At 58.7% G+C, this 22469-nt stretch carries 18 protein-coding genes and 2 pseudogenes; 6 read left to right on the plus strand and 14 right to left on the minus strand.

Annotation, left to right across the window (positions count from 1 at the left end; translation table 11 throughout):
* Positions 1-77: 77 nt before the first annotated feature.
* Positions 78-425, minus strand: coding sequence for an RNA-guided endonuclease InsQ/TnpB family protein (locus CYB_RS15510; RefSeq protein WP_148202816.1), 348 nt, complete (start codon positions 423-425; stop codon positions 78-80).
* A gap of 94 nt (positions 426-519) precedes the next feature.
* The gene (locus tag CYB_RS15515) at positions 520-1293 is read right to left on the minus strand and encodes an RNA-guided endonuclease InsQ/TnpB family protein (RefSeq protein ID WP_011432722.1); all 774 of its coding nucleotides are present in this window, start codon (positions 1291-1293) and stop codon (positions 520-522) included.
* A 400-nt stretch (positions 1294-1693) separates the two neighbouring features.
* On the opposite strand from CYB_RS15515, the gene CYB_RS14505 reads away from it, so the two are divergent.
* Positions 1694-2436 (plus strand): IS5-like element ISSoc13 family transposase gene (locus tag CYB_RS14505; protein ID WP_148202704.1). Its coding sequence is split into 2 segments (ribosomal slippage): positions 1694-2012 and positions 2012-2436, totalling 744 coding nucleotides; the frame shifts between segments, so codons are not numbered across the junction.
* Positions 2437-2450: 14 nt separating this feature from the next.
* Here CYB_RS14505 and rpsD read toward each other — a convergent pair.
* From rpsD to CYB_RS05220, 3 genes are all read right to left on the minus strand, one after another.
* Positions 2451-3062 (minus strand): 30S ribosomal protein S4, encoded by a 612-nt coding sequence (rpsD, locus tag CYB_RS05210; protein ID WP_011432724.1) that lies wholly within the window; start codon positions 3060-3062, stop codon positions 2451-2453.
* Between the two features lie 176 nt (positions 3063-3238).
* A complete protein-coding gene (gmd, locus tag CYB_RS05215) occupies positions 3239-4375 on the minus strand; it encodes a GDP-mannose 4,6-dehydratase (protein ID WP_011432725.1) in 1137 nt (378 codons plus the stop codon).
* 132 nt (positions 4376-4507) lie between these two features.
* Positions 4508-5890: a nicotinate phosphoribosyltransferase gene (locus CYB_RS05220; RefSeq protein WP_011432726.1), complete on the minus strand. Its 1383-nt coding sequence runs from the start codon at positions 5888-5890 to the stop codon at positions 4508-4510.
* A gap of 306 nt (positions 5891-6196) precedes the next feature.
* Between CYB_RS05220 and CYB_RS05225 the strand changes: the two genes are divergently transcribed.
* Both CYB_RS05225 and CYB_RS05230 read left to right on the plus strand, forming a co-directional pair.
* Entirely contained in the window at positions 6197-7267 is a 1071-nt protein-coding gene (locus CYB_RS05225; protein ID WP_041436368.1) for an isochorismatase, read from the plus strand.
* Positions 7268-7316: 49 nt separating this feature from the next.
* Positions 7317-8621, plus strand: a complete 1305-nt coding sequence (locus tag CYB_RS05230; RefSeq protein ID WP_011432729.1) for an ATP phosphoribosyltransferase regulatory subunit — start codon at positions 7317-7319, stop codon at positions 8619-8621.
* Here CYB_RS05230 and CYB_RS05235 read toward each other — a convergent pair.
* From CYB_RS05235 to CYB_RS14510, 5 genes and pseudogenes are all read right to left on the minus strand, one after another.
* Positions 8605-9684, minus strand: a complete 1080-nt coding sequence (locus tag CYB_RS05235; protein ID WP_148202705.1) for a DNA polymerase III subunit delta' — start codon at positions 9682-9684, stop codon at positions 8605-8607. The two genes, CYB_RS05230 and CYB_RS05235, sit on opposite strands and share 17 nt — an antisense overlap.
* 3 nt (positions 9685-9687) lie before the next feature.
* Positions 9688-9867 (minus strand): hypothetical protein, encoded by a 180-nt coding sequence (locus CYB_RS05240; RefSeq protein WP_011432732.1) that lies wholly within the window; start codon positions 9865-9867, stop codon positions 9688-9690.
* 276 nt (positions 9868-10143) lie between these two features.
* Complete coding sequence (locus CYB_RS05245) at positions 10144-10623, minus strand: hypothetical protein (protein WP_011432733.1); 480 nt, start codon at positions 10621-10623, stop codon at positions 10144-10146.
* A 24-nt stretch (positions 10624-10647) separates the two neighbouring features.
* Positions 10648-12414: a hypothetical protein gene (locus CYB_RS05250; RefSeq protein WP_011432734.1), complete on the minus strand. Its 1767-nt coding sequence runs from the start codon at positions 12412-12414 to the stop codon at positions 10648-10650.
* Positions 12415-12734: 320 nt separating this feature from the next.
* A pseudogene (locus CYB_RS14510) lies at positions 12735-13657 on the minus strand (IS630 family transposase).
* A 178-nt stretch (positions 13658-13835) separates the two neighbouring features.
* Between CYB_RS14510 and CYB_RS14320 the strand changes: the two are divergent.
* From CYB_RS14320 to CYB_RS05265, 3 genes are all read left to right on the plus strand, one after another.
* The gene (locus CYB_RS14320; protein WP_083757636.1) at positions 13836-14003 is read left to right on the plus strand and encodes a hypothetical protein; all 168 of its coding nucleotides are present in this window, start codon (positions 13836-13838) and stop codon (positions 14001-14003) included.
* Positions 14004-14107: 104 nt separating this feature from the next.
* Complete coding sequence (gene recJ / locus CYB_RS05260; protein ID WP_011432736.1) at positions 14108-16384, plus strand: single-stranded-DNA-specific exonuclease RecJ; 2277 nt, start codon at positions 14108-14110, stop codon at positions 16382-16384.
* A 134-nt stretch (positions 16385-16518) separates the two neighbouring features.
* On the plus strand, positions 16519-19836 hold the full coding sequence (locus tag CYB_RS05265; RefSeq protein WP_011432737.1) for an AAA family ATPase: 3318 nt from the start codon (positions 16519-16521) through the stop codon (positions 19834-19836).
* A gap of 5 nt (positions 19837-19841) precedes the next feature.
* On the opposite strand, the gene CYB_RS05270 is transcribed toward CYB_RS05265, so the two are convergent.
* From CYB_RS05270 to CYB_RS05285, 4 genes and pseudogenes are all read right to left on the minus strand, one after another.
* Positions 19842-20234, minus strand: a complete 393-nt coding sequence (locus CYB_RS05270; RefSeq protein ID WP_011432738.1) for a GerW family sporulation protein — start codon at positions 20232-20234, stop codon at positions 19842-19844.
* Between the two features lie 98 nt (positions 20235-20332).
* Positions 20333-20596 (minus strand): DUF2973 domain-containing protein, encoded by a 264-nt coding sequence (locus tag CYB_RS05275; protein WP_011432739.1) that lies wholly within the window; start codon positions 20594-20596, stop codon positions 20333-20335.
* Positions 20596-20907 (minus strand): DUF2605 domain-containing protein, encoded by a 312-nt coding sequence (locus tag CYB_RS05280; protein ID WP_041436371.1) that lies wholly within the window; start codon positions 20905-20907, stop codon positions 20596-20598. The genes CYB_RS05275 and CYB_RS05280 overlap by 1 nt, the downstream gene beginning before the upstream one ends.
* A 50-nt stretch (positions 20908-20957) precedes the next feature.
* Positions 20958-22439: pseudogene (locus CYB_RS05285) on the minus strand (cobaltochelatase subunit CobN); the annotation flags it as partial.
* Between the last annotated feature and the right edge of the window lie 30 nt (positions 22440-22469).

Raw genomic sequence — 22469 nt, forward strand, 5'->3', positions numbered from 1 at the left:
TTTCTTCAGCGTGACATACTCCCACACTCATGCTGACGCAAAGCGCTCCGCGCCGCCAAAGCGAGAGAGTGCGGGCTTCAAGGACTCCGTCCCGCTGACGCGAAAAGAACGGGATGCCCCACCGCCCTGTACTTGATGTTGATGGCCGCATGGTGGTCGCGTCCTAGTTCTAGCCCACAATGGGAACAAGAATGCCACCTGTCTTGAATCGCTTTCGGTACTCTTTGACCGCACCGAGAGCAGTTTTGACTGCTGCCGTTGGGATTCACTGCAATCGCCCTCAGCCCAGCTCTTTCAGCCTTGACTGCCAGCATTTGCAGAAATTGTCCCCACCCAGCATCATAGGTAGATTTTGCTAGTCGGGTTCTAGCAACACCTTTGATATTCAGGGCTTCGTACCCAATATGCTTGCCTTTGCTTACCAGCCAGTTCGCTGTTTTGTCATGAAAATCTTTGCGCTGAGATAGTGGTTAGTGGATAGTGGTTAGTGGATAGTCACTATTCACTATCTACTGGTCACTATCCACTAGTCACTAGCCATAGGCGGTTTGACCCCTTCTTCTCGCGAGACAAGGCTCGCTGCAACCTCTTGAGCCTGAGCTCTGCCTTGCGATAGTACTGGGGAACTGGAACAGACTCCCCCGCGTCGGTCACCAAAAAGGAGTCCAGTCCCACGTCGATCCCTGTAGTGTTTTCCAGCGTTGCAGACTCAGGAGTAAACTCAGGGACGGACGAATCTTGCAGGCTCAAGGTCACATACCACCCGTCTGCCTTGCGGCTGATGGTAGCCGCCTTAATCACAAAGCCCTCAGGCAAAGGACGGTGCTGAATTATCCGAACAGCACCGATTTTGGGCAGATGGATAAACTGCCCGCAAATGCAGTCCTGTTGCATTGGGGGGAAACTGAAGGAGCGATACCGCCCAACTCCCTTGAATCTGGGTTTCCATGCCCGCTTGCCGTTACCGTCCCCCTTCAGCCAGCGGTCGAATGCTTTGTGCACTCGCTCTATGCAGTTTTGCAGGACTTGCGAATGGATGGCTCTGTACTCCGGAAACAGGGCTTTCGTCTTCACCAAGTCCCGTTTCTGGGAGTAGAAATCGGGCTTGTCTTTCAGCTGGGGCAAATGACAGACTAGGGGACAAGCATTGCTATCACAGCGATTGTGTTCCCACCACGCAAAGCGCTCTGCCAAGCGGTAGTTGTACTGCTTGCGTAACAAGTCTAGCCACTCGCTCATCAAAGCAATCTGGCTGGGCGTAGGTCGCAAACGGTACTGGTAAGCAGTTCTCATTGAGGCAAGGGTAATCTACTGGAATGAATCCTACCTTATTGCTTCATGCGGTGGGGTTACCGTCTCGGTTTTAGGCCAGTCCATTGAAAACCAAAGTGTCCCCGCCTCTCATCCCGACCTTCACCCTGGATAGTGGTGAGTGGATAGTGACTAGCCACTAGTCACTAACAGAGGGCAGGGCTTCCCGGCGGTCTAGCTAACGCTACGCATCGCCAACAGGAGCGATGAGCAGGGGAAACGCTACAAAAAACAAACCGTGAAAAATCCCCCGGCCTCAAGGGTGAGGAGAACGTCAAACTGCCCAAAATTCCCCTGCAATTTGCAATGGCCACAAAAGGGGATCCCTAGGTCGTGTTGATCTTATGTTAGGATAGAGGGAATAATTTATAGAGGAAAGAGGATGAAGTTGGTTTTTTTAGATGAAAACAAATGGCAGAAGATATTGGCTTTTTTACAGACAGAAGAGAGAGTTAACATTGGGAAAGAAGCAAACTGCAAACAGTTTATTGAAGCAGTTCTTTGGATAGCCCGTTCCGGTGCTCCTTGGCGCTACCTCCCAGAAGGATATGGCAAATGGTACACCATCTATCAAAGATTCCACCGGTGGAGTCGTTTTGGAGTGTGGGAACGGATGTTCAAGTATTTTATTGACGACCCTGATTTAGAGCATCTCATTATTGATTCAACCATGGTTCGAGCGCACTCCTGTGCTGCCGGAAAAAAGGGGAGCAAGCTTTGGGGAGAAGCCGAGGCGGATACAGCACCAAGATTCATGTGAGTGTAGATGGGTTGGGAAATCCGCTGGAATTGAGAATAACTGGCGGAGAAAAGAGCGATATTACTCAAGGGGAAGAATTGATAGAGGGCTGGCAGAGAAAGGATACCAAAGTAATTGGGGATAAAGGATATGATGCGGATAAGTTGATTGAGAAGATAGGGGAAGCTCAAGCGGTTATTCCGCCTAAAAGGAATAGAAAGACGCAGCGGCATTATGACAAGCATCTGTATCAAGAGAGGCATTTAATCGAATGCTTTTTTCATAAGTTAAAGCAGTACCGGCATCTATTTTCTCGTTTTGACAAATTGGCCAGGAACTTCTTGAGTTTTCTCTATCTCGTCAGTGCTCTCTTTTGGCTCAAATGAAAGATCAACACAACCTAGAGCTTGCGGGAATAGAACTCAACCACCAAAAGCTCGTTGACCGGGGCGCAAATTTGCTCGCGGGGGGGCAATTCCTTGATGCGTCCGCGCAGCTTTTCTTTGTCAAACTCCAGGTAGTCCGGCAAAAACAACCCCGGATACTCCGCGTAGGCGGCCACCAGCTTGCGGGAAGATTCCTTGTTTTTTACTGTAATCACATCCCCCACTTTGCAGCCATAGCTGGGAATGGTTACCTTTTGGCCGTTAACCTCTATGTGGCCGTGGCTCACGAGCTGCCGAGCTGCCGGAATGGTTGGAGCCATGCCCAGACGAAACACGATGCAATCCAACCGCATTTCCAGCATTTGCAGCAAGGCCAAACCGGTGGATCCCTTGGAGCGCCGTGCCTTGCGCATGTAGCGGATCATCTGCCGCTCGCTCAGCCCGTAGTTGAAGCGCACCTTCTGCTTTTCTTCTAAGCGAATGGCATATTCGGATTTTTTCTTGCGCTCGGCGCCATGCATACCGGGCGGGTTGGTATTTTTGGGGCGCTTGCGCGTCAAGCCGGGCAGATCAAGTCCCCCGAAGCGACGAATGATTTTTAGGCGGGGACCTGTGTAGCGGGACATGCGGGCATTTCTCCAAAATCAGCAAACAAAGTCAGCAAGAGATGGTCAGCTGGGGAGCAAGAGGACGAGGCACCAAAAGAATCGGCGATCTACTATATTAAGCGTTTAGTTCCTGCTTTGGACAAGGGGTCAAGGCTGTCTTTTGGGATCCCGTCTCCACCGTTGTATTCACCCTGTCAGTCGTAGTGAACCCCCAGCTGGGTGCGGATGAAAGCGCGATCTTCGCTGAGCAGGCCGTTGAGGGTGCGCCGTTCCCCCAAGATGGGATCCGGATCCAGGCCGATGGCTTCCAAGTCGGCCAGCACCATCAGCTCCACCAACTGCGGGAAGCTCACCTTGGGCTCCCATCCTAGGACTCGCTTGGCTTTTGAAGCATCCCCCAACAGCAGATCCACCTCGGTTGGGCGGTAGTAGCGGGGATCGATCTCGATCAACACTTGGTCTTTGTACAGCCCCTGTTCGGCTTGGCCGGAGCCTTTCCAGGTAATCGGCAGGCCCACCAGCGCGAAGGCCCGTTCCACAAACTCGCGCACAGTGTGGGTTTCCCCGGTAGCCAGCACATAGTCATCCGGCTGGGGTTGTTGGAGCATCATCCACATCCCCTCGACGTAGTCTTTGGCGTAGCCCCAGTCCCGCTTGGCATCCAGGTTGCCCAGGTAGAGCTTGTCCTGTTTGCCGGCCACAATGCGGCTGACGGCGCGGGTGATCTTGCGGGTTACAAAGGTTTCCCCTCGCCGTGGGCTTTCGTGGTTGAACAAGATACCGTTGCAGGCGAAGAGGTTGTAGGCTTCGCGGTAGTTGACCGTCTGCCAGTAGCCGTACACCTTGGCACAGGCATAGGGGCTGCGCGGGTAGAAGGGGGTGGTTTCCTTTTGCGGGATCTCCTGCACCAGGCCGAACATCTCCGAGGAGCCTGCCTGGTAAAACTTCACCCGGATCCCGGTGCGCTGCTGGTAGTCGCGGATGGCCTCTAGGAGACGCAGGGTACCCATGGCCACTGCATCAACAGTGTATTCCGGCGCATCAAAGCTCACCCGCACGTGGGATTGGGCCCCCAGGTTGTACACTTCCGTCGGCTGCACCTGTTCCAGGATCCTGCGCAGGGTGGTGCCATCCGTGAGATCCCCGTAGTGAAGGAATAGCCTAGCCTGGGGGTCATGGGCATCCACGTAGATGTGGTCGATGCGGTCGGTGTTGAAGGTGCTGGCGCGGCGGATGATGCCGTGAACTTCGTAGTTTTTCTTCAACAACAGCTCGGCCAGATAGGAGCCATCCTGTCCGGTGATGCCGGTAATTAGGGCACGTTGGGTCATAGAGCTGGGGGCAAAGACTAGGAAAACACCAAAAATCAAAATGGCCTGAGGCTCAAGTCCAATGGCAAAACTCAAACCTCAAAGCGGAGACCTTGAAGCTAGAACATTATAGTGCAGCGGGACTCCTTCTCCTCAGGCAGGGCCCGCCGAGGCACATTCCTGGCCAAGGGTGTGGTCTTTCAACCGTTGCAAAGCGGCAGTCAGGGCTGTGGGCCAGGGATCCGGCTGGCGCAGTTGTCGCACTCCCTGGGGCAGGCACAGCACAGAGGCGCGGCTGGTGCGGGCAATGGCTTCCAGATCCGGCAAGGGATCCAGCAGCAGCCCTTTTTCCATAACTTTGCGCAAGAGCGGTTCGTAGCCAGGAGGCGGGGGCTCGTCAGCATGGCCCAACAAGTCTCCTTCAGGGCCGCGAAAGATCTGCTTGCGACCGGGAAGGGTGGCTTTGGCAAAGGAAGCTTTGGCCACTGGGATCCCATTGATTTCCACCAATTTGTACACCCCGTTTACGCCTTCTCCAGTTACCAGGCGGGTGCCCACCCCATAACCGCTGATGGGGGCTTGGGAGCGATGCAGGCGCTCGATCTCGTATTCGTCCAAATCCCCACTGACGAACACCGGGGCGCCTTGAGGCAAAATTTGTTTCACCCGGCGAGAGAGATCTTCCAAATCTCCCGAGTCGATGCGCACCCCGCCGATTTCCCCCTGGGATCCCAGTTGATCTGGGCTTCTGGCCGCAAAGAGCTGGGCTGCTGTGCGCGCCCCTTGGATGGGATCGTAGGTATCGATTAGAAGCGCAGCTTGGGGAAAGTAGCGCCGAAAGGATTGAAAGGCGCGGGTTTCGTCTCCCGAGAGAGCAGCAATGGCCATCACTAGGGAATGGGCCATGGTTCCTGCCGGCTTGCGCCCCAATTTCAGGGCTGCCAAGACGTTGGAGGTGGCATTGAACCCTGCCGCCAGAGCCGCCCGGGCTGCCCACAGCCCCGCCTGGGGACCAAAAGCTCGCCGGGTGCCGAACTCCAACAAAATGGCCTCATCCCCTGCTGCATCTCGCATACGGGCCGCCTTGGTGGCGATCAGGGTCTGGTAGTTAAAGGTGGACAGCAAGTAAGTTTCCACCAGTTGGGCTTGCCAGAGGGGGGCTTCCACCCGCAACAGGGGCTGGTTGGCGAAAATGGCGGTTCCTTCCGGCACCGCCCACACATCCCCCTCAAACCGGCAGCGGGCCAGCAGCTCCCAAAAGCGCTCCGGCGCATCGGCGAAAATGCCCGTTTCCCGCAGCGCTCGCAAAGCCTCGGGGGCGAAGCTCAGTTGCTGCAGATAGTCCACTGCCTGGGTGAGCCCCATGGCGATTAGGTAGCCATAGTCGGTGGGCAGCCGCCGCACAAACAGCTCAAAGGCAGCGGGCTGAGACTCTAGCCCTTCCCCCACGTAGCAGGCGGCCATGGTGAACTGGTACAGGTCGGTTAGCAGGCCATAGTCTTGGGGCCGCAACGACGAGAAATCAGGGCTCAACATGAAAAACCTCGGGGCAGAAGCCAGTGGGGAACGGCGGGATCGAGCAGAGGGCTGTTGCGAAGGTTATAGTGAAACTTACCATAAGTAAGGCTGCTTGTAGGGATCCACCAGAAGCATCACAACCCCAAAAAACCCTAAAAATCGGCCTCGACAAGACACCAAACCCAAACTCAGCCAGAAATACAGGCGGCCATCTGGACAAAATCTTGCCCCCAACTTATAGTGAAACCAACCATAAGTGTTACCCGTCCAACTCTATCGAGCGGGTGCAAGCCTGGTCAATCCAGCCCCCACCGGAAGAACGCCATGAATACCACTCTACAGGAGCTAACTGTTAAGGCTCCAGCGGGCCTTCCCCCCCACTTTGATCCGGAGCGGGTGGGAGAGATTTGGCGCGTGCCCTACCAACAGCGGGCAGCAGAAGCCGAGCTCTGGGCCAAGGAGCAAGGGATCCCGCCGGCAGAGGCGGATCGGGTGCGGGTGGGCTTGCTGCTCATTGATGTGCAGAACACCTTTTGCATTCCCGGCTTTGAGTTGTTTGTGGCCGGTTCCGGCGGATTGGGAGCGGTGGAAGACAATCGACGGCTTTGTCAGTTCATCTACCGCAATTTGGCTTGCCTCACCCAGATCATTGCCACTCTCGACACCCACACGGCCATGCAGATCTTCCACCCCGTCTTTTGGGTGGACGCGCAGGGAGCCCATCCTGAGCCGGCCACGGCCATTTCGGCAGCCGATATCCGCTGCGGACGCTGGCGGGTTAACCCCGCCATGGCTGCCAACCTCACCCAGGGGGATCTGACGCGGTTGCAGGTCTACGCTCTGCACTACGCCGAGCAGTTGGAGCAGGGGGGAAAATATCCCCTCATCGTCTGGCCCTACCACTCCATGCTGGGGGGGATTGGCCATGCCCTGGTGCCAGCGGTGGAGGAGGCGATTTTCTTTCACGGCATGGCCCGCTGCAGCCAGCCCAGCCTGCAGCTCAAGGGAGCCAATCCCTTGACGGAAAATTATTCCGTGCTTAGCCCGGAGGTTTTGACTGGGCCGGAAGGGGATCCCATCGACGAGAAAAATGAGCTCCTCATCCACCACCTGCTGCAGTTTGACGCCCTGATCGTGGCTGGCCAAGCCAAAAGCCACTGCGTGGCCTGGACGGTGAGCGACCTGCTGCAAGAGATCCAGGCCACGGATCCCAGCTTGGCCAAGAAAGTCTACCTTCTGGAGGACTGCACCTCGGCGGTGGTGATCCCCGGCGTTGTGGATTTCAGCGAACAGGCGGAGGCCGCTTTCGCCCGCTTTGCGGAAGCAGGAATGCACCGAGTGCGCTCCACGGATCCCATCTGGGAGTGGCCTGAGTTTCCCCGGGATCCCAGCTGACCTCCAACATCCGGTATGATGCAGCAGGATCCTCTGCTGGAGCAGCCCTGTGTACGGTCGCGGTAGCGGTGCGGAGCACTCTCGCGGTAGCGGTGCGGAGCACTTTTGGGATCCCCGCCCTGAGGCCAGTTCCACCGTCTCCAGCAGTCTGCGCCCCCCCAGCGGTGCCCGGGATCTCCTGCCGCGGGAAGTACAACGGCGGGAGAAGCTGGAGGCTCAGCTGACCCGGGTTTTCCGGCGCCATGGCTACCAGCGCATCATCACTCCCACCCTAGAGCGGCTGGAAACGCTGCTGGCGGGGGGATCCATCCGCGCTGAGTCGGTGCTGCAACTGCGGGATGGCGAAGGGACGATGCTGGGGCTGCGCCCCGAGTTCACTGCTTCCATTGTGCGGGCGGCAGCCACCCGTCTAGCCGGTGGGCCTTTGCCGTTGCGGCTCTACTACCACGGCAGCGTTTTTCGCAACAGCCGGCGGGAGGAGGGATCCTACAGTAGCCAGGAGTTTTTTCAGTCCGGAGTGGAGCTGATCGGGGCAGGGGGATGGCTGGCAGATGCCGAGATTCTGCTGCTGCTGGCCGATTGCATTCGCTCGGTCGGCATCTCCTCTTGTGAGTTCTCTTGGACGCTGTTGCTGGGAGATGTCAGCCTCACCGAGAGTTTGCTCAGCGCCGTTGCCCCCACGGCTCAAGCGGCAGTACGCCGTGCCATTGCCCAGCTCGACTACGTTTACCTGGAATCGGCCCCTCTGCCGGAAGCCGCCCGCCAGATTGGCTTGCAGATTCTGGGGCTGCGGGGCCAGCCCGGCTCAGTTCTTTCTGACCTGGCTCAGTTGCCTGTCCCGCCTGAGCGGCTGCGGGATCTGCGGCAGCTCTGCCAGGTGCTGGAGGAACATGGGGTGCGGGTGGTGCTGGATCTGAGCTTGTTGCAAACCCTGGCCTACTACACCGGCATCGTTTTTCAGGCGGTGGCGAGCGGGGAGATCATTGCTCTGGGGGGACGCTACGACCGGCTGTACGCCCTCTACAGCCCTCAGCAGGTCGAACAGCCGGGGATTGGCTTTACCCTTCTGCCGGATACGCTGCTGCGGCTCTTGCCCCCCGATCCCCAAACCGAGGAGATGGGCTGCAAACGGTTGGTGGTGCCCCTGGTGCCGGCAGGGATCCCGGCGGCGCTGGCCTTGGCCGCCCGCTGGCGAGAAGAGTGCACCGCACCGCTGACGCGAACGGAGGCGGTGGAGCTGGAATTGCTGGATCGGGCCCCTGAAGAGATCGAAGCCTATGCCCGCCAATGTCGGATCCCGGAGATCGCCTGGGTACAAGCCGACGGCAGCTACCACATCACCCACCCGGGCTAATGCTGGCAAGGTTGACCTCCCAACAGAGACGGGGCTGCACCAGTTGCAACAGGTGTTGGCGAATGCGTTCCAACTGCCGGATGGCGCTCTGCACCCCTGGCGCAAACGGCTGACGGGATCCCTGCGCCCAAAAATGCTGCTGCAAATAATCGATCAGCCACAGTTGTGCCGGCAGCTCCAAACTGGCCACCGCTCTGCCCAATTCCAATGCCTGCTGGAGAGAAGAGTGCCAGGGCCAACGTTTGAGTTCCTCAAGGAGCGACGGCGGGATCTGCTGCAGGTGCTGGTGGGCCAGCAAGGCCAAGCCGGGGCTGCCCTGGGCCAAGGCAATCAGCTCGGATCGAGGGATCCCTGCCAGATCTGGGCAACCCAACCCACTCAGCACCCGGTCGACCTCTTCTGGGCTGAGGCGGCGAAAAGGCACCATCTGGCAGCGGGACAACAGCGTCGGCAACAGCGAGGCCGCCTGGGGGGCGATGAGTATAATATGGGCTGGGCCTGGCTCCTCCAGGGTTTTCAACAAAGCATTGGCAGCGCTTTCCGCCAAGGTTTCGGCTCCCTCCAGCACCACCACCGCTCCCGTTCGCGTAAGCGGGACGGAGTCCTTTAGCGGGGCGGAGCCCTTTCGCTGGGCTCGAATCGGCTTGCGGGCACAGAAGCGGGATACCCCCTGCACCTGCTCCAGGCGAATTTGGGGCGGCGAGCGCCGTTGCAAGGTTTGCGCCTCCGGGGAGTCTGCCGCAATTAGGCGGCCTTGGTGCAGGTAGGTGGGGCTGACCCAGTGGAGATCGGGATGGTTGCCCGCCAGCAGCCAACGGCAGTGGGAGCACTTGCCGCAAGGGATCCCGGAGCTGGATTCGCACAAGAGGGCCTGGGCAAACCAACGGGCCATCAGCTTCCGCCCCACCCCTTGGGGGCCCAAGAAGCAGTAGCTGGAAGTCACCCGCTCCTTCTCCAGGGCCGCCACAAGCAGTCGTGCCGCCATCTCCTGCCCGACAATGTGCTGTGGAGGCAAGACCTTCATCCGCTTGACGGTCTCGGCGCTCGGACGGAGTTCTGGCATATCTCAGCATCCGCTGGCAGAAGCTGGCAGGAAATGTTTGCGAAAATACTGCAGCGTCTCCGGTCGCAATAACCCCCGCTCCACCAAGGGATCCCCCCAGTGGGGCGAAGATTCATCCATCGGCGGCAAGGACTCCAGCACTTCAGCAGCCAACAAGTCGGCAGCCTTGAGGAACTGATACATTTACGCTGAACACTGCTGAACATCACTGTTCAACTATGCAGCGATAGCATTCTGTTTGTTTCCATTCGCGTTAGCGGGACGGAGTCCAAACAGAATGGCGGTATCCCGCAAAGCTTTGAGTAGAATACCCAAAGCGCAGTTTCCGTGTCGTCTTACTACCAATTTTCTGCTTTGCTTTGGCTACCATGTTGGCAGACTCGAAAGTAAACAGAAAGATCAACTGGTAGTAATCCGTACTGAACATATTATACATTATTTTCAGTATAGTTGAGCTTATTATTGACTAGAGTCATGCTCTCCCACCGTGCGGCACCCCGACAAACGGGCAGAATACCCCCCATCCGCAAAGAACTTGAAAGTGCTATGCCTCCGGCACCCTACCGGGAACCGCACCGCTACCGCGACCGTGGTTGCCTTCAGGCCGGTACACTCGCCAATGACCGCGGTCAGCTTGCCCCCCGACTGTTGCCAGCGGCTGAGGATGTCTTGGATCTGGGGCCGATCCAGCAAGCCCGCTGCCTGCAAGTTTTGGAACAGATGCCTGGCCCATGGGGTGAGTTCTGCCAACAAGGGATCCGTCGGCGTATCCTCAGGAGTGTCGGCGTCGGTCTCGGGTTCCTCCGGTCTCCCCGTAAGGACTGCGTTTCGCTCACGCAAGCGTGCTGGCTCATCTTTGGCGGTTGAACCAGAGAAGTTGGCTGCTCTCAACTGAGCCTGCGCTGCCTCGGCGATCAGCTTTTGCTGTTCGTAACTCACCTGCAGCAGACGGTTGCGATCGCGTTAGCGGTGCGGAGCACTTTTCTGCTCAATCTTGAGATTCTCCTGTAAAGTCTCCAGGCTCTGCCGATAGGCCGCTAGCAGCTCTCGCGCGTCTCGCAGTTCCACCGTCAAGTTGGCCTGCTGCTGTTGAAGGGCGCTGAGGCGGGATCCCGTGGTTTTCAGTTGTTGTTGAGCTTGCTCCAAGGCTTCTTGGCGGGCTTGCAGGGATCCCTCCAGTTGGACAATGCGCTGGTCGGCTTCGGCCTGTTCTGTCCTGAGCTGAAGGATCAGGGCTTGGCTCTGCTGTAGTTGCTCCTCCAGTTGGGCAATGTGCGCTTCGTAGTCACGGTTGGCTGCCATCAGCCGCGCCATTTCCGCTTGCAGTTGTTGTAGCTGCACCTGTAAGCTTTCCACCTGCTCTGGGGGAACATAGCCGGAAAGCCGCGCCATTTGGGCCTCGTGCTCTTGCTGTAACTGAGCGTAGCGCTCTTGCCACATCTGCAAAGCGGCCCTCAGCTCCGCAATCTGTTGCTCCAAGGCGGCAACCTGCTCTGGCCAGAAGGAATCCAGATGCCGGGATAGAGCAGCCTCTGACTCTGCAGCTTGCTGGGCAAGTTGGGCCTGCAACTGATCCCGCTCCGATCGGAGCTGCTGGATTTGATGAAGCGCTGCCTCCAATTGGGCGCGTAGGTCAGCCACAACGCTGCTGGGCACCGAGTCCAACTGGCGTTTCTGCAGAATCTGGATTTGCTCTTGCAACTGCTCCAGTTCCGACTGATAGCAATCTCGCTGGGTTTGCAACTGCCGCTGCGCCTTCTGCTCGGCAGCGCGGGCAAGGGCCAGCTCCGTTTCTAGACGTTGCAGTTGTTCCCGCCAAACCCGCAAATCCTGCTGCAGCGTAGCCTGGTGCTGGAGCTCCGCCTGCTGGAGACGAATGGTGGCTTCCAGTTTTTGAATGCGCTGCTGATACTGGTTTTGAAAATCGGCAATCTGCTGGTTCATGTTGGCCAGGATCCGATCCCATTCCTGTTCCTGGAGCTCGATTTGTAGCTGCAAGGCTTCCACTTGCTTGCGGTAGTCGGCCAAGGTGGCCGGTTGAGGCTCATCGGCAAAGGGATCCGAGGCCGCCGCAGCCAATGTTCCAGGGATGGGATCTCCCCCAACTGCGGATTCGAGACTCGATGGCTGAATTGTTCCCTCGCAAGGGATCTTGGCCTCTTCGGGTACAGCCAAATCCTGGGCCAGAGCTTCTCGGCCAGGAGTTGCCGCTCTTTGGGGGGTAAGCTGAACCTCGGGTTTGGGATCCCTGGCCAAAAAAGGCTGCAGCGCCTCCCACGCATTGGGGGAAGCCATCCGCTGCAGTTGCACCTGGACATCCAAGGCGCGATCCAAAATGGCGGGCTGTACCCAACCTTTCCAGGTGAGGATTTCCCCCAATTTCCGCCCATAGCGACGCTGTTGAGCCAGAGCAACCCGCAATTGCTCGAAATCCAAATGGCCCAGTGCCACCAAAATCTCTCCCAGAGAAAGAGACTGGCTGGGCAGGAAGCGGTAGAGATCAGCCAGAGTGAGCCAGCCGCGCTCGAGACACACTTCTCCCAACTTGAGGTGGTTTTGCTGTTGCTCTCGCAGAGCCTGAGCCAACTGGGATTGGGAGATCAGACCCGCCCGCAGCAAACGCTGTCCCAGCGGTAAGCTCGACTCAGCCCCGTCGGCAGCAGCACCCCGCCCCTCCAGAAAGGGGAATGGGGTAGAGCCACTCTGGGAGGAAGAGGAGCGCGGAGGCATCAATAAAGTTCCCAGTTTAGGACTGTGTTGTTGCTGTACTTTAGCTTATCGCCCCTCAGGATAAAGCACAAAGAGATGCCAACGCCACATTGACCAGAAAACTGGGTTACAAGCCCCGCCCTTTATGACGGCTTCTTGATACAGTAACTGCGAACTCCGCCAGCTTGTTCGCCTGCGGCGGCACTGAGTGCTTCGTGGTGCAGTACCTCTTACTAGAGGGACATTAGAGGGACAAAGTATCTGGGAGTCTCTTCCCAGTAATTAGGGCGGCGGCATCCCTCTTCGTGCATAGGGATGGAGCAGTACAGCCTGTTAAGGAATCAAGGGGCACAGTAGCAACACCTAGCAAACCAACTTCGGAAGCAGAATGGATTGATGAGTAGTCAAGAGGTCTCTGCTATCTGCTCCATCCCATACTTCCCGGCTCTGGAAAACTGCCGGATAAAAGGCTTCAATACCGACCACATCCTCTCAATCGGATTCAACTCTGGTGCATACACGGGCAGGTCTATGATCCGCGCACCTGTTCCTTGAATCAAACCCTCCACTTCCGAACTCTAATCACCACCTTCCGCGCATCCAGTTCCGGACATGAGTCACTTTGCAAAAACTCCAGAAAATTGCTCTTCCGCATTCCACCCTTGATAACACAACAGCCTACTGCCTCTCTCCAGGAAATAGCTTCAATAATCTTATGTTTTTTCCCTTTGCATCTCTGACGGTAACTGTAAGCTCTTCGACTGCGTAAACTCCGAGATACCCCTCCGTTCCATTGCCTCTCACACCCTTGTCTGGTCTAGAATAGCTATATCTTCCACTGGTATATTCTTGACTTCTTAACTATAGGCTAATTGTTGCCTTTGCACCTCCTCTTCTCTGATTTTTACACTGCGGTAATTCTTTTTAGCGTCATTCCTCGCTTTTTTAAAAAGTTGTCTATCGTAACAGCACTCACATCAGTATCCAGTTGCTCTCGTAGCAGTTCTTGATACTACCACGGATAATAGTTCAGGCGCCTTTCAATGACCGTCATAACTTCTTGCCGGTGTTGTTCCAGAATACCTACTCGCTTTGTGCCGACTTTCTTGGGGGATAAATCCTGAGTTTGTTGATACTGATGCACCCAGTGGTGCAGTGTTCTTTGGGTTACCATGAACTGTTCCGCTACCTGGCAAGTGGAGGTCTTGCCTGCCTGATAAGCTGCCACAACTCTTTGGGATAAATCTAACAAATAGGTTGGTATATATCTCTCTTTTCTCTTGGATACTTGTATCCTAATTCATAGGCTGTAATCGGTGAATTGCCAAAAATGATTCTGATTCTTGTTTCAGCATCGTTGCTGAGCAACCGCTAGGGTGTAGAGACGCGGATCTTCGACAAGAGGATCCCTAGGAAAAAACGAGAAAGAAGGAGAGAAAATCATGTCTGCCAGCACCCTTGTCCGTTGCGCCTGTGAACACTGCAACTGCAGCTTCGAGAGCAGCCAAGGCTATCGCTACGAAGGTCAACTCTACTGCAGCGAAGCCTGTGCCACCCACAATCACGAGCACCCTTCCGCCTGCTGTGTGGCTTCTCACTGCTGCCAGTAGGGTTCAAGGTAGCCCATCATCCCCAGCCCTTTCCTCTGGGATCCATTTCCCCCCTGGGCCGTTTTTGATAGGCTCCTAGGAACCTTTATCCCTGTCGAGCTTGCATGGAATACCGCTGGGAGCTGCTGCCCACTCCCCCCCAGTTCAATCCGCAACTGAGCCGGGAATATGGCAAGTATGCGGCCAAGGTGATGGCTCTGCGGGGTCTGCACACCTGGGAGCAGGCGCAGGCCTTCGTGGATCCCGAACACTATTCCCCCACACCACCAGCATCCCTGCCGGATCTGGAGCGGGCGGTGGCGCGGCTGCTGCAGGCACGGGAAAGGGAAGAGACCCTGTGCATTTGGGGGGACTTTGACTGCGATGGTGTCACCAGTACCAGTCTCCTCCTCTCGGCGTTACAACCCTTGGGCTTCCGAGTCCAGTTCTCCATACCGCTGCGCAGCACCGAGGGGCACGGGCTCAATCCTCAACGGCTACAGCAGGTGCTGGCCCAGGGCTGCCAAGTGATCCTGACGGTGGATTGCGGGGTGGGCAATGCTGCCGAAATTGCCATGGCCCAAGCCCAGGGGGTGGACGTGATCGTGACGGATCACCACATGCTGCCGGATCCCTTGCCCGCTGCCTATGCGGTGGTCAACCCCTTGCGATTGCCGGCTGAACATCCGCTGCGCTTCTTGCCGGGGGTGGGAGTGGCCTACAAGTTGGCGGAGGCGCTCTACCAAGCCCTAGGGATCCCTGGTGTCGAGCAGCACCTGGATCTGGTGGCGGTGGGAATTGTGGCCGATGTGGCGGTGTTGCAGCGGGAGTGCCGCTACTTGGTGCAGCGGGGCCTGCCGGTGCTGGCCAGTACGCAGCCCAGTACGCAGCGTCCGGGGCTGCAGGCTCTCCTGGCTCGGGTTGACAACGGCCAATCCCAGGGGGTGCCGACAGCCCAGGATATTGCTTTTCGCATCGCCCCCAAGTTGAACGTCATTGGCCGCTTGGAAGACGCCAGCTTAGCAGTGGAGCTGCTGACCACCTCCGATCCAGAGCGGGCCCAGGCGCTGGTGCAACGGTTTGTTGCCCTTGACGAAGAGCGCCGGCAGCTCACCCAGCAAGTGATCCAAGAGGCCAGCCAACAGGTAGAGAGCTTGGATCTGACCCGGGAAGGAGCCATTGTTCTGGCGGAAGCCGGCTGGAACCCAGGGGTTCTAGGGATCGCGGCGGCGCACTTGGTGGAGCAGTATAACTGCCCAACGGTGTTGATCGCCAAAGACGAAGCGGCGGGACGGGGCTATGGGTCGGGCCGTTCCCTGCCAGGGGTGAACCTGGTGGAGGCCATCGAGGCCGTGCGCCCCCTCTTGCGGCGGGGAGGCGGACACCCCATGGCCGCCAGGATCCAAGTGGATCTGGCTTGCCTGGCCGCTGTGCAACTGGCGTTGCAGCGGGAGCTGGCCGCGCGGGTTAGCCCGGATCAGCAGGCTCGCGCCTTGGCGGTGGAGATTATCCTCGACTGGGAGCTACTGGTCTCTCAGGATCGGGATGGGGTGGCAGAGCTGGATGAGGTGTATCGGCAATTGCAGCTTCTGCAGCCCTTTGGGCACGGCAACCCCAACCCCGTCGTTGCCTTGATGAACTTCCGTCCCAATAGCTCCAACCTGGGAGTCTCCCGCAATGGCCGCCACCTCAAGTTTGAACTCCAAGGCTCGCCGGGATCCCGTACCCTGTGGTTTTGGCAGGCCGGAGAAGAGCTGGAGCGTTGGCAAAAATGCCAAGCTTTGGACATCGCCCTCCAGTTGGAAGCGGATGACCGGGGCAAACAGCCTTGGCAGGGCAAGGTGCTGGCAGTGCGCCCTTCGGGAGAGTGGCAGGCACCCACCCTTTCTGCTCCCCCCATAGAGATCCAAGATTTTCGGCAGAAACCCCTGCCGGATTCGCTGAAAGGGGCCATCTGTTACGACGGGCAGGAGGCCGAGAACCTTGTTCCACCACCAAAAGGGGCAAAGCTGGTGCTGGCCCGCTGGCCCTGGCTACCGGCGGACTTGGCCCAACTGCTGCAACAGGTACAGCCCCGAACCCTGATCCTGGCCGCTTCTGCCTCCCCCTGGGATCAGATCCCCGCCCGAGTCAACTGGCTGATGCAACAGTGGCAGGCAGGCCGACGGGATCCCGACGAGCTGGCTGCGGCAACCGGCTTTCCCCGGCAGTGGCTGGCGGAACTGGACAGTCCGGAGCAGATCCCCACGCTGCTGATGGGCCGCCTTCAGGAATCCCAAGCCTTTCACCGCTGGCTGGACGAGGCTAGCCTCACCCAGATTGCCCAACTGTGTCAGCGGCTAATGCAATCGGATCCCCTCTCAAGAGAGACAAGAGAGAAAAGAGAAAAGAACGGAGAGTAGTGAGAAGGGAGTATCCTCACTCCTCTCTCCTCACTTCTCACTCCTCATTGTTGCTCCCCACCGCTGACGCGATACTCTGGATCAAATGGCTCAACCTCATTTTTTCCAGCAACCAGAGCCCCTCAGAGTTTTCTGTGATCCCGGTTCGCCTAACCTTGCACAATTTTCTCTGTTACGCTCACGCCGTTTTGGATCTGCGCGGGATCCACACCGCCTGTATCTGTGGCCCCAATGGGGCAGGCAAGTCCGCCCTGCTCGACGCCCTCACCTGGGGCCTCTGGGGGCAAAGCCGGGCCAGCAACGATAGCGATCTCATCCGCAAGGGGGCCAGCGAAGCCTGGGTAGAGGTGATCTACCGCTCGCGAGGACAAACCTACCGCATCCTGCGCAGCCGTCATCTATCGGGCGAGGGATCCCTGGAGTGGCAAATTCAAACCGGAGAAACCGACGGCCAACCTCGCTGGCGTAGCTTGACCCGCCGCGGCATGCGCGCCACCCAACAGGCCATTCAAAGTCAGCTCAGCCTCGACTACGAGACCTTTATTCACTCCGCCTATCTGCGACAAGGACAAGCGGATGCCTTCACTCTGAAGCGTCCCGGCGAGCGCAAGCAGATCTTGGCCGACATGCTCAAGTTGGGGCAGTACGATTTGCTGGCCGAGCGCTGTCGGGAACGGGCACGCAGCGCCAAGCTCAAAGCCGATCTGCTCCAAGAGCGCCTGCAGCAGCTTGACCAACAACAGGCCCACCTTGGCCAAATTCAAGCCGAGCTGGAGCGACTCCAACAACGGCAAACTCATCTGCAGCAGCTCCTAGCCCAGCAACAGCAGGAATTGCAAGCCCTAGAGCGCCTCTACGAACATCGCTGCATCCTGCAGGAGCGCCACCAACACCTTACCCAACACTTGCAAAAGCTCGGCACCAACCTACAGCACACCGAGCAACAGTGGCGTGCCCAGCGACAGCACCTGCTCCAGTTGGAAGAGCTGATCGCCCAGAGTGAAGACATCCTGGCGGGTTACGAACGCTACCAAGCCCTGATGGCCCAAGATCGCCATCTCCACCACCTCTTCGAGCAACAGCAGCATCTGCTCCAAGAACGCCAAAAGCTGCAAGCCCAGCAAGCAGAGCAGCAACAGCAGCAACTGCGCAAGATGCAACGGCTGCAACAGGAGTTGGCCACCTGCCAAGCCCAGGCCCAAGCCGATGCCCAATTGCTGGCAGAACAGGAGCGCATCGAAATCGGCCTGCGCCACTACCAGCAAGCTCAAGAGCGTCTCCAGGCCTTGAACCAAGCCCAAGCGCAAGCCGCCATCCTTCTCCAGCAGCAACAGCATTGGCAAGAGCAAATCCGCCGCGAGCGGGAACGTCTGCAAGCCCGCCTCCAGCTTCTCAGCCAGCAACTGCAAAGCCAGGAAACTCTAGCCCAGCAGCAGCAGCACCTGGAGCAGAAAATTGCCGAAGGAGAGGCCGCCCTGGCAGAGCTGGAGCGACGGCGTCTCTACCAGCAGCGGGTGTTGGAAAAAGTCCAAGAACGGCGGCTGTTCGTGCAAAAGCTCCAGGAACGCCAGCGGGTTCTCCAGCAACAGTGGCAACAGGAGGAAGAACGCTGCCGCCTGTTGGTGACCACCTGGGAGGAAGGTCAAGAGGTGTTTTCCGCTCAAAGTGCTCCGCGCAGCGAACGAGATCAGGTCACCCCCACTTTGGCGAGGGTGACAGCCCTTGTCGAGGAGACAGCCCTTGTCGAGGAGACAGCCGAACAAGAGAAGGGATCCCTGGCCCTATCTTCCGCCGGTCAACCTGCCGAGTCATCCCCCGCAACGCCAACACCAGAGCCGCAGGGATCCAGCCTTATGGCTCCGCAGCGCCGTCGCCACTGGACTTGCCCCCTCTGTAGCCGTCCCCTCAGCCTGCGCCTGCGGGATGTGGTGCTGAAAAAACACCGCGAGCGTCAAGAAGAAATTGCCGGCGAACTGTTTGTTATCCGCGAACAACTGGCGGTGGCCGACCGGGAGATTGAACTCTTGCAAGCAGAATACCGCCGTCTCAGCCAAGAACTGGCCACCTGGGATGAGCGCCTGCATCTGCAAGGGCGATTGCAACAGCAGTGGGAAGCCGAGCAGGAACGCCGCCGGCAAATCCAGCTCTGGCAAGCAGAAGCGGCAGAGTTGAGGGAAATCCTTGACCGGGAAGCTTACGCTCAAGAAGCTCGGCAACAGCTCCAGCAGATCCAGCAGGCCCTGCAACAACTGGGCTATGACGAGCGCGAGCACGCCTTACAACGAGGAGAACTGGAGCGCTGGCGCTGGGCACTGGGCCGCTCTCAGGAACTCCGCAAGGCCCAGGAGCGCCGCTCTCACCTATGGGAGCAAATCGCCTCCCTACAGGCACAACTGGAAACCCTGCAACAGGTGGGATCCAAGGACTCCGTCCCGCCAGTGGGATCGGATTCTCCCCTGGCGGAGCGGTTGGCTCAGGTGGAACAGGCGTTAAACCACCTGGGCTACGATGGATCCCTGCACCAGCAGGTGAAAGCCGAACTGGCCCAAGCGCAACTCTGGCCGGTGCGCCTGCAAGCCCTACAGGTGGCCCGCCAGGAACTGCCGGAGGTGGCAGCCCGCACCCAAGCCTTATCCCAACGCCTACAGGAAAGCCGCCAGCACTTTGCCCAGGCCACCCAAGAGTTGGAACGGCTTCAGCAACAACTGGCGGAGCATCCCGAGGTTTTGCCTGCTCAGCTGGAAGGGATCCGCCAAACCCTGCGGGAGCACCGCCGGCGGCTGGATGAGGTGCTGTCTCAGATAGGGGCCGCCCAACAACGGCTACAACAGGCGGTTCAACAGCAAGCGGAACAGGCCGAGCTGGAACAGCAACTGCAACAGGCCCGCCGCCAGCAGCAGGTGTACCAAGAGCTGGCCAATGCCTACGGCCGCAACGGCATCCCCGCCCTGATCGTCGAAAATGTCCTGCCCGAGCTGGAAGCCCAGGCCAACCAGATCCTGGCCCGCCTTACCCAACACCGCCTGCACCTGCAATTGGTTACCCAGCGCTCCGGGCGACGCTATTGCTCACCGGCCAAGCTGTCCTCCGTAGCGGGACGGAGTCCCTATGACACCCTCGACATTCTCATTGCCGATCCCCACGGCACCCGCCCCTACGAGACTTACTCCGGTGGAGAAGCCTTCCGCATCAACTTCGCCATTCGCCTGGCCTTGTCCCGCCTGCTCACCCAGCGCTCGGGATCCGACCTGCAAACCTTAATCATCGACGAGGGGTTTGGATCCCAGGATGCCACCGGACGCGCCCAACTGCTGGCTGCCATCAACGCCATCGCCCCGGACTTTGCCTGCATCTTGGTGATTACCCACATCCCCAGCCTGCAGGATGCTTTCCCCCACCGCATCGAGATACAGCCCTCTCCCCAGGGATCCCGCCTCTCCATTCGCGGCTAGTCCCTTCAGGAGTTGCCGGCACGATTTTGCAGCCACTGCTGCAACAGGGGCACCAGAGTCTCGCTGAGTTGGTTCCACTGGTCGGGCTTCTGGACGGTGGTCAGCAGCTCCACTCGCTCGCCTCGGATCACCAGAAAGCCAACTGGCTCGATGCGCACCCCACCCCCCGCTCCCCCGAACAGACTGGCCGGATCCCCGCCGTTGCCGCGACAGCCAGGAGCAGTCTTTCCAAAGTTACCCCCTCCCCCACCCAAGCCAAAATGCAAGGACATGTAAGGGACAATAATCGTCTCACCAATAGTGATCGGCTGACCAAAGGTTTGTCCCGTTTCCGCCAAAACCTTCAGCTTGCCGAGCACCGCCTCCAGCACCGATTCCACGTTGAAGTCGGATCCCATCTCCGTTGACTAGCCCACCAGACGCTCGGGCAAATGGCGCGCAGTACCTTCCCAGGCTAGTGCAGCCACGCCCAAGAGAGAAAGCCCAAGAAACTCCCCTAATCTTCGTCCGGCGAGCCGGAATAGAGATCTTCCAAACGGCTGCGAGCTTCTTCCAAGCTGGCCGAGCGAATCACCAGTAGAGGCTCCTCGGTGAGGTTGCCATCTTCATCCAGCAGCTCTGGGTGAGGGATCCGCTTGCGGGCACGACGAGGAGAGGCCTTGCGCTCTTCCACGCCCAACGTGATGACATTGGCAACCAAGTTGCGCAGGGCCAAAAAGGCAATGGCCACAAAAGCGATGAGGTAGAGAATCTGCAGCATTACAGGTCGGGGGAGGGGTGAATCTGGCGAAATTGACGGCCCAATTCGGCACATTTCATCAGCAGGCGATGCCATTTTGCCATCAGCCCAGGGTCGATGCCAACCTCTTGATCAGAGGCCTGATAAAGCGCTTTGGCTACCTGTAGCTCCGCCTGGGCAGCCAAAACCTCTTCCAGCAAGGACTGCTGCTCTTCTGGGCTGATCAATTCCAGGGTCTCTTCCTGCAAAAAGCGGCGAGAACGCTCAAACCAGTAGCGGTAGTCCTCCAACAGTGGCCCCAGAATCTCTCGCAACAGCTCAGATTTGCTCATGGCCTGGGATCCCTCCACAACTGGTTTGGATGAAAAAATCTTAGCAGAACTTAACCTTCTCTCGCCACGGGAGAGCGGGATTCCAGGTAGGCTTCCATCTCCAGCATCAGGGCTTCGATCTGAGGCAGCAATTCCAGGGCCTGCTCTTGCCAGTAGCCCCGCTGGTGGGCTTCCAGCAGCCGCTCGCTCATGTCCCGCAGCGCCCAGGGGTTGCGGGATCGCAGGAACTGCTGGACTTGGGGATCCAATAGGTAGGCGCGGGCCAGGCCGGCGTACATGAAATCCGGCACAGCATGGGTGGTGACGTCGTAGGCAAAGAGGTAGTCCAGGGTGGCGGCCATCTCGAAAGCGCCTTTGTAGCCGTGGCGCATCACGCCGGCAATCCACTTGGGGTTGATCACGCGGGCGCGATAGACGCGGTCAATTTCTTCGGCCAGGGTGCGGATCTTAGGGTTGTGGGGACGGGCGTGATCCCCGAAGTAAATCCGCGGGTTGCGGCCCTGGAGCGTTCGCACTGCCGCCACCATCCCCCCTTGAAACTGGTAGTAGTCATCGGAGTCCAGCAGGTCGTGCTCGCGGTTGTCTTGGTTGTGGAGCACAATTTGCAGGTGGGCCAATTGCCGCCGCAGGGCTTCGGGGGCCGGCTCTCCCTCGCCATCGGCCCGGTAGGCGTAGCTGCTCCAGTTGAGGTAGGCGCGGGCCAGATCCGCTTCTGTTTCCCAGTTTTGCGCCTCGATCAGCCCCTGTAGGCCGGCCCCGTAGGCCCCTGGCTTGGAACCGAAGATGCGCAGCCGCGCCCGCTCCGCCGCTGCTTGCGTTGGGATCCCTTGCTCCTGCCAGTACTGGGTATCGGCCAGCACGTGGGCCCGCAGGGGATTGTCGGCTTCTGGCTCCTCCAGGTCAGCCACGGCCTGCACGGCCCGGTCAAACAGGGCAATCAGATTGGGAAAGGCATCGCGAAAGAAGCCAGAAATGCGCAGGGTTACATCCACACGGGGGCGGCCCAAAACCGCTACAGGCAGGATCTCGATGTCCACCACCCGTCCTCCATCCCAGCGGGGTTTGACCCCCAAGAGCGCCAGGGCCTCGGCCCAATCGTCGCCGCCAGTTCTTAGAGTTGAAGTGCCCCAAACGGATAGGCCCAGGCGACGGGGATATTCCCCCTGCTCTTGCACGTAGCGCTCCACCAGCCGCTCGGCGGCCAGTGAGCCGACCTGCCAGGCGGTGGGGGTGGGGATGGCGCGAATATCCACCGAGTAAAAGTTGCGCCCCGTGGGCAACACGTCCACTCGGCCTCGGGTGGGGGCGCCGGAAGGGCCGCTGGGCACATAGCCGCCCCCTAGCCCATGCAGCAGGTTCTCCAGCTCCTGGGGGGTTTGCTGCAGGCGCGGCAGCAGATCCGTCTCGATCCAATACAGCACCTGCCTGGCTGCTGGCCCCGGCGGCGGATCGTAAGGGATCCCTTGCAGCCGCTGGGCAATCCACAGGCGGGCTTGTGCCTCCAGGGCGGCCACCCCGTCTCCGATGTGGCGAAAGTTCTCGCCCATAGACCTTGAGGTTTT

The sequence above is a fragment of the Synechococcus sp. JA-2-3B'a(2-13) genome, assembly GCF_000013225.1.
Lineage (GTDB): Bacteria > Cyanobacteriota > Cyanobacteriia > Thermostichales > Thermostichaceae > Thermostichus.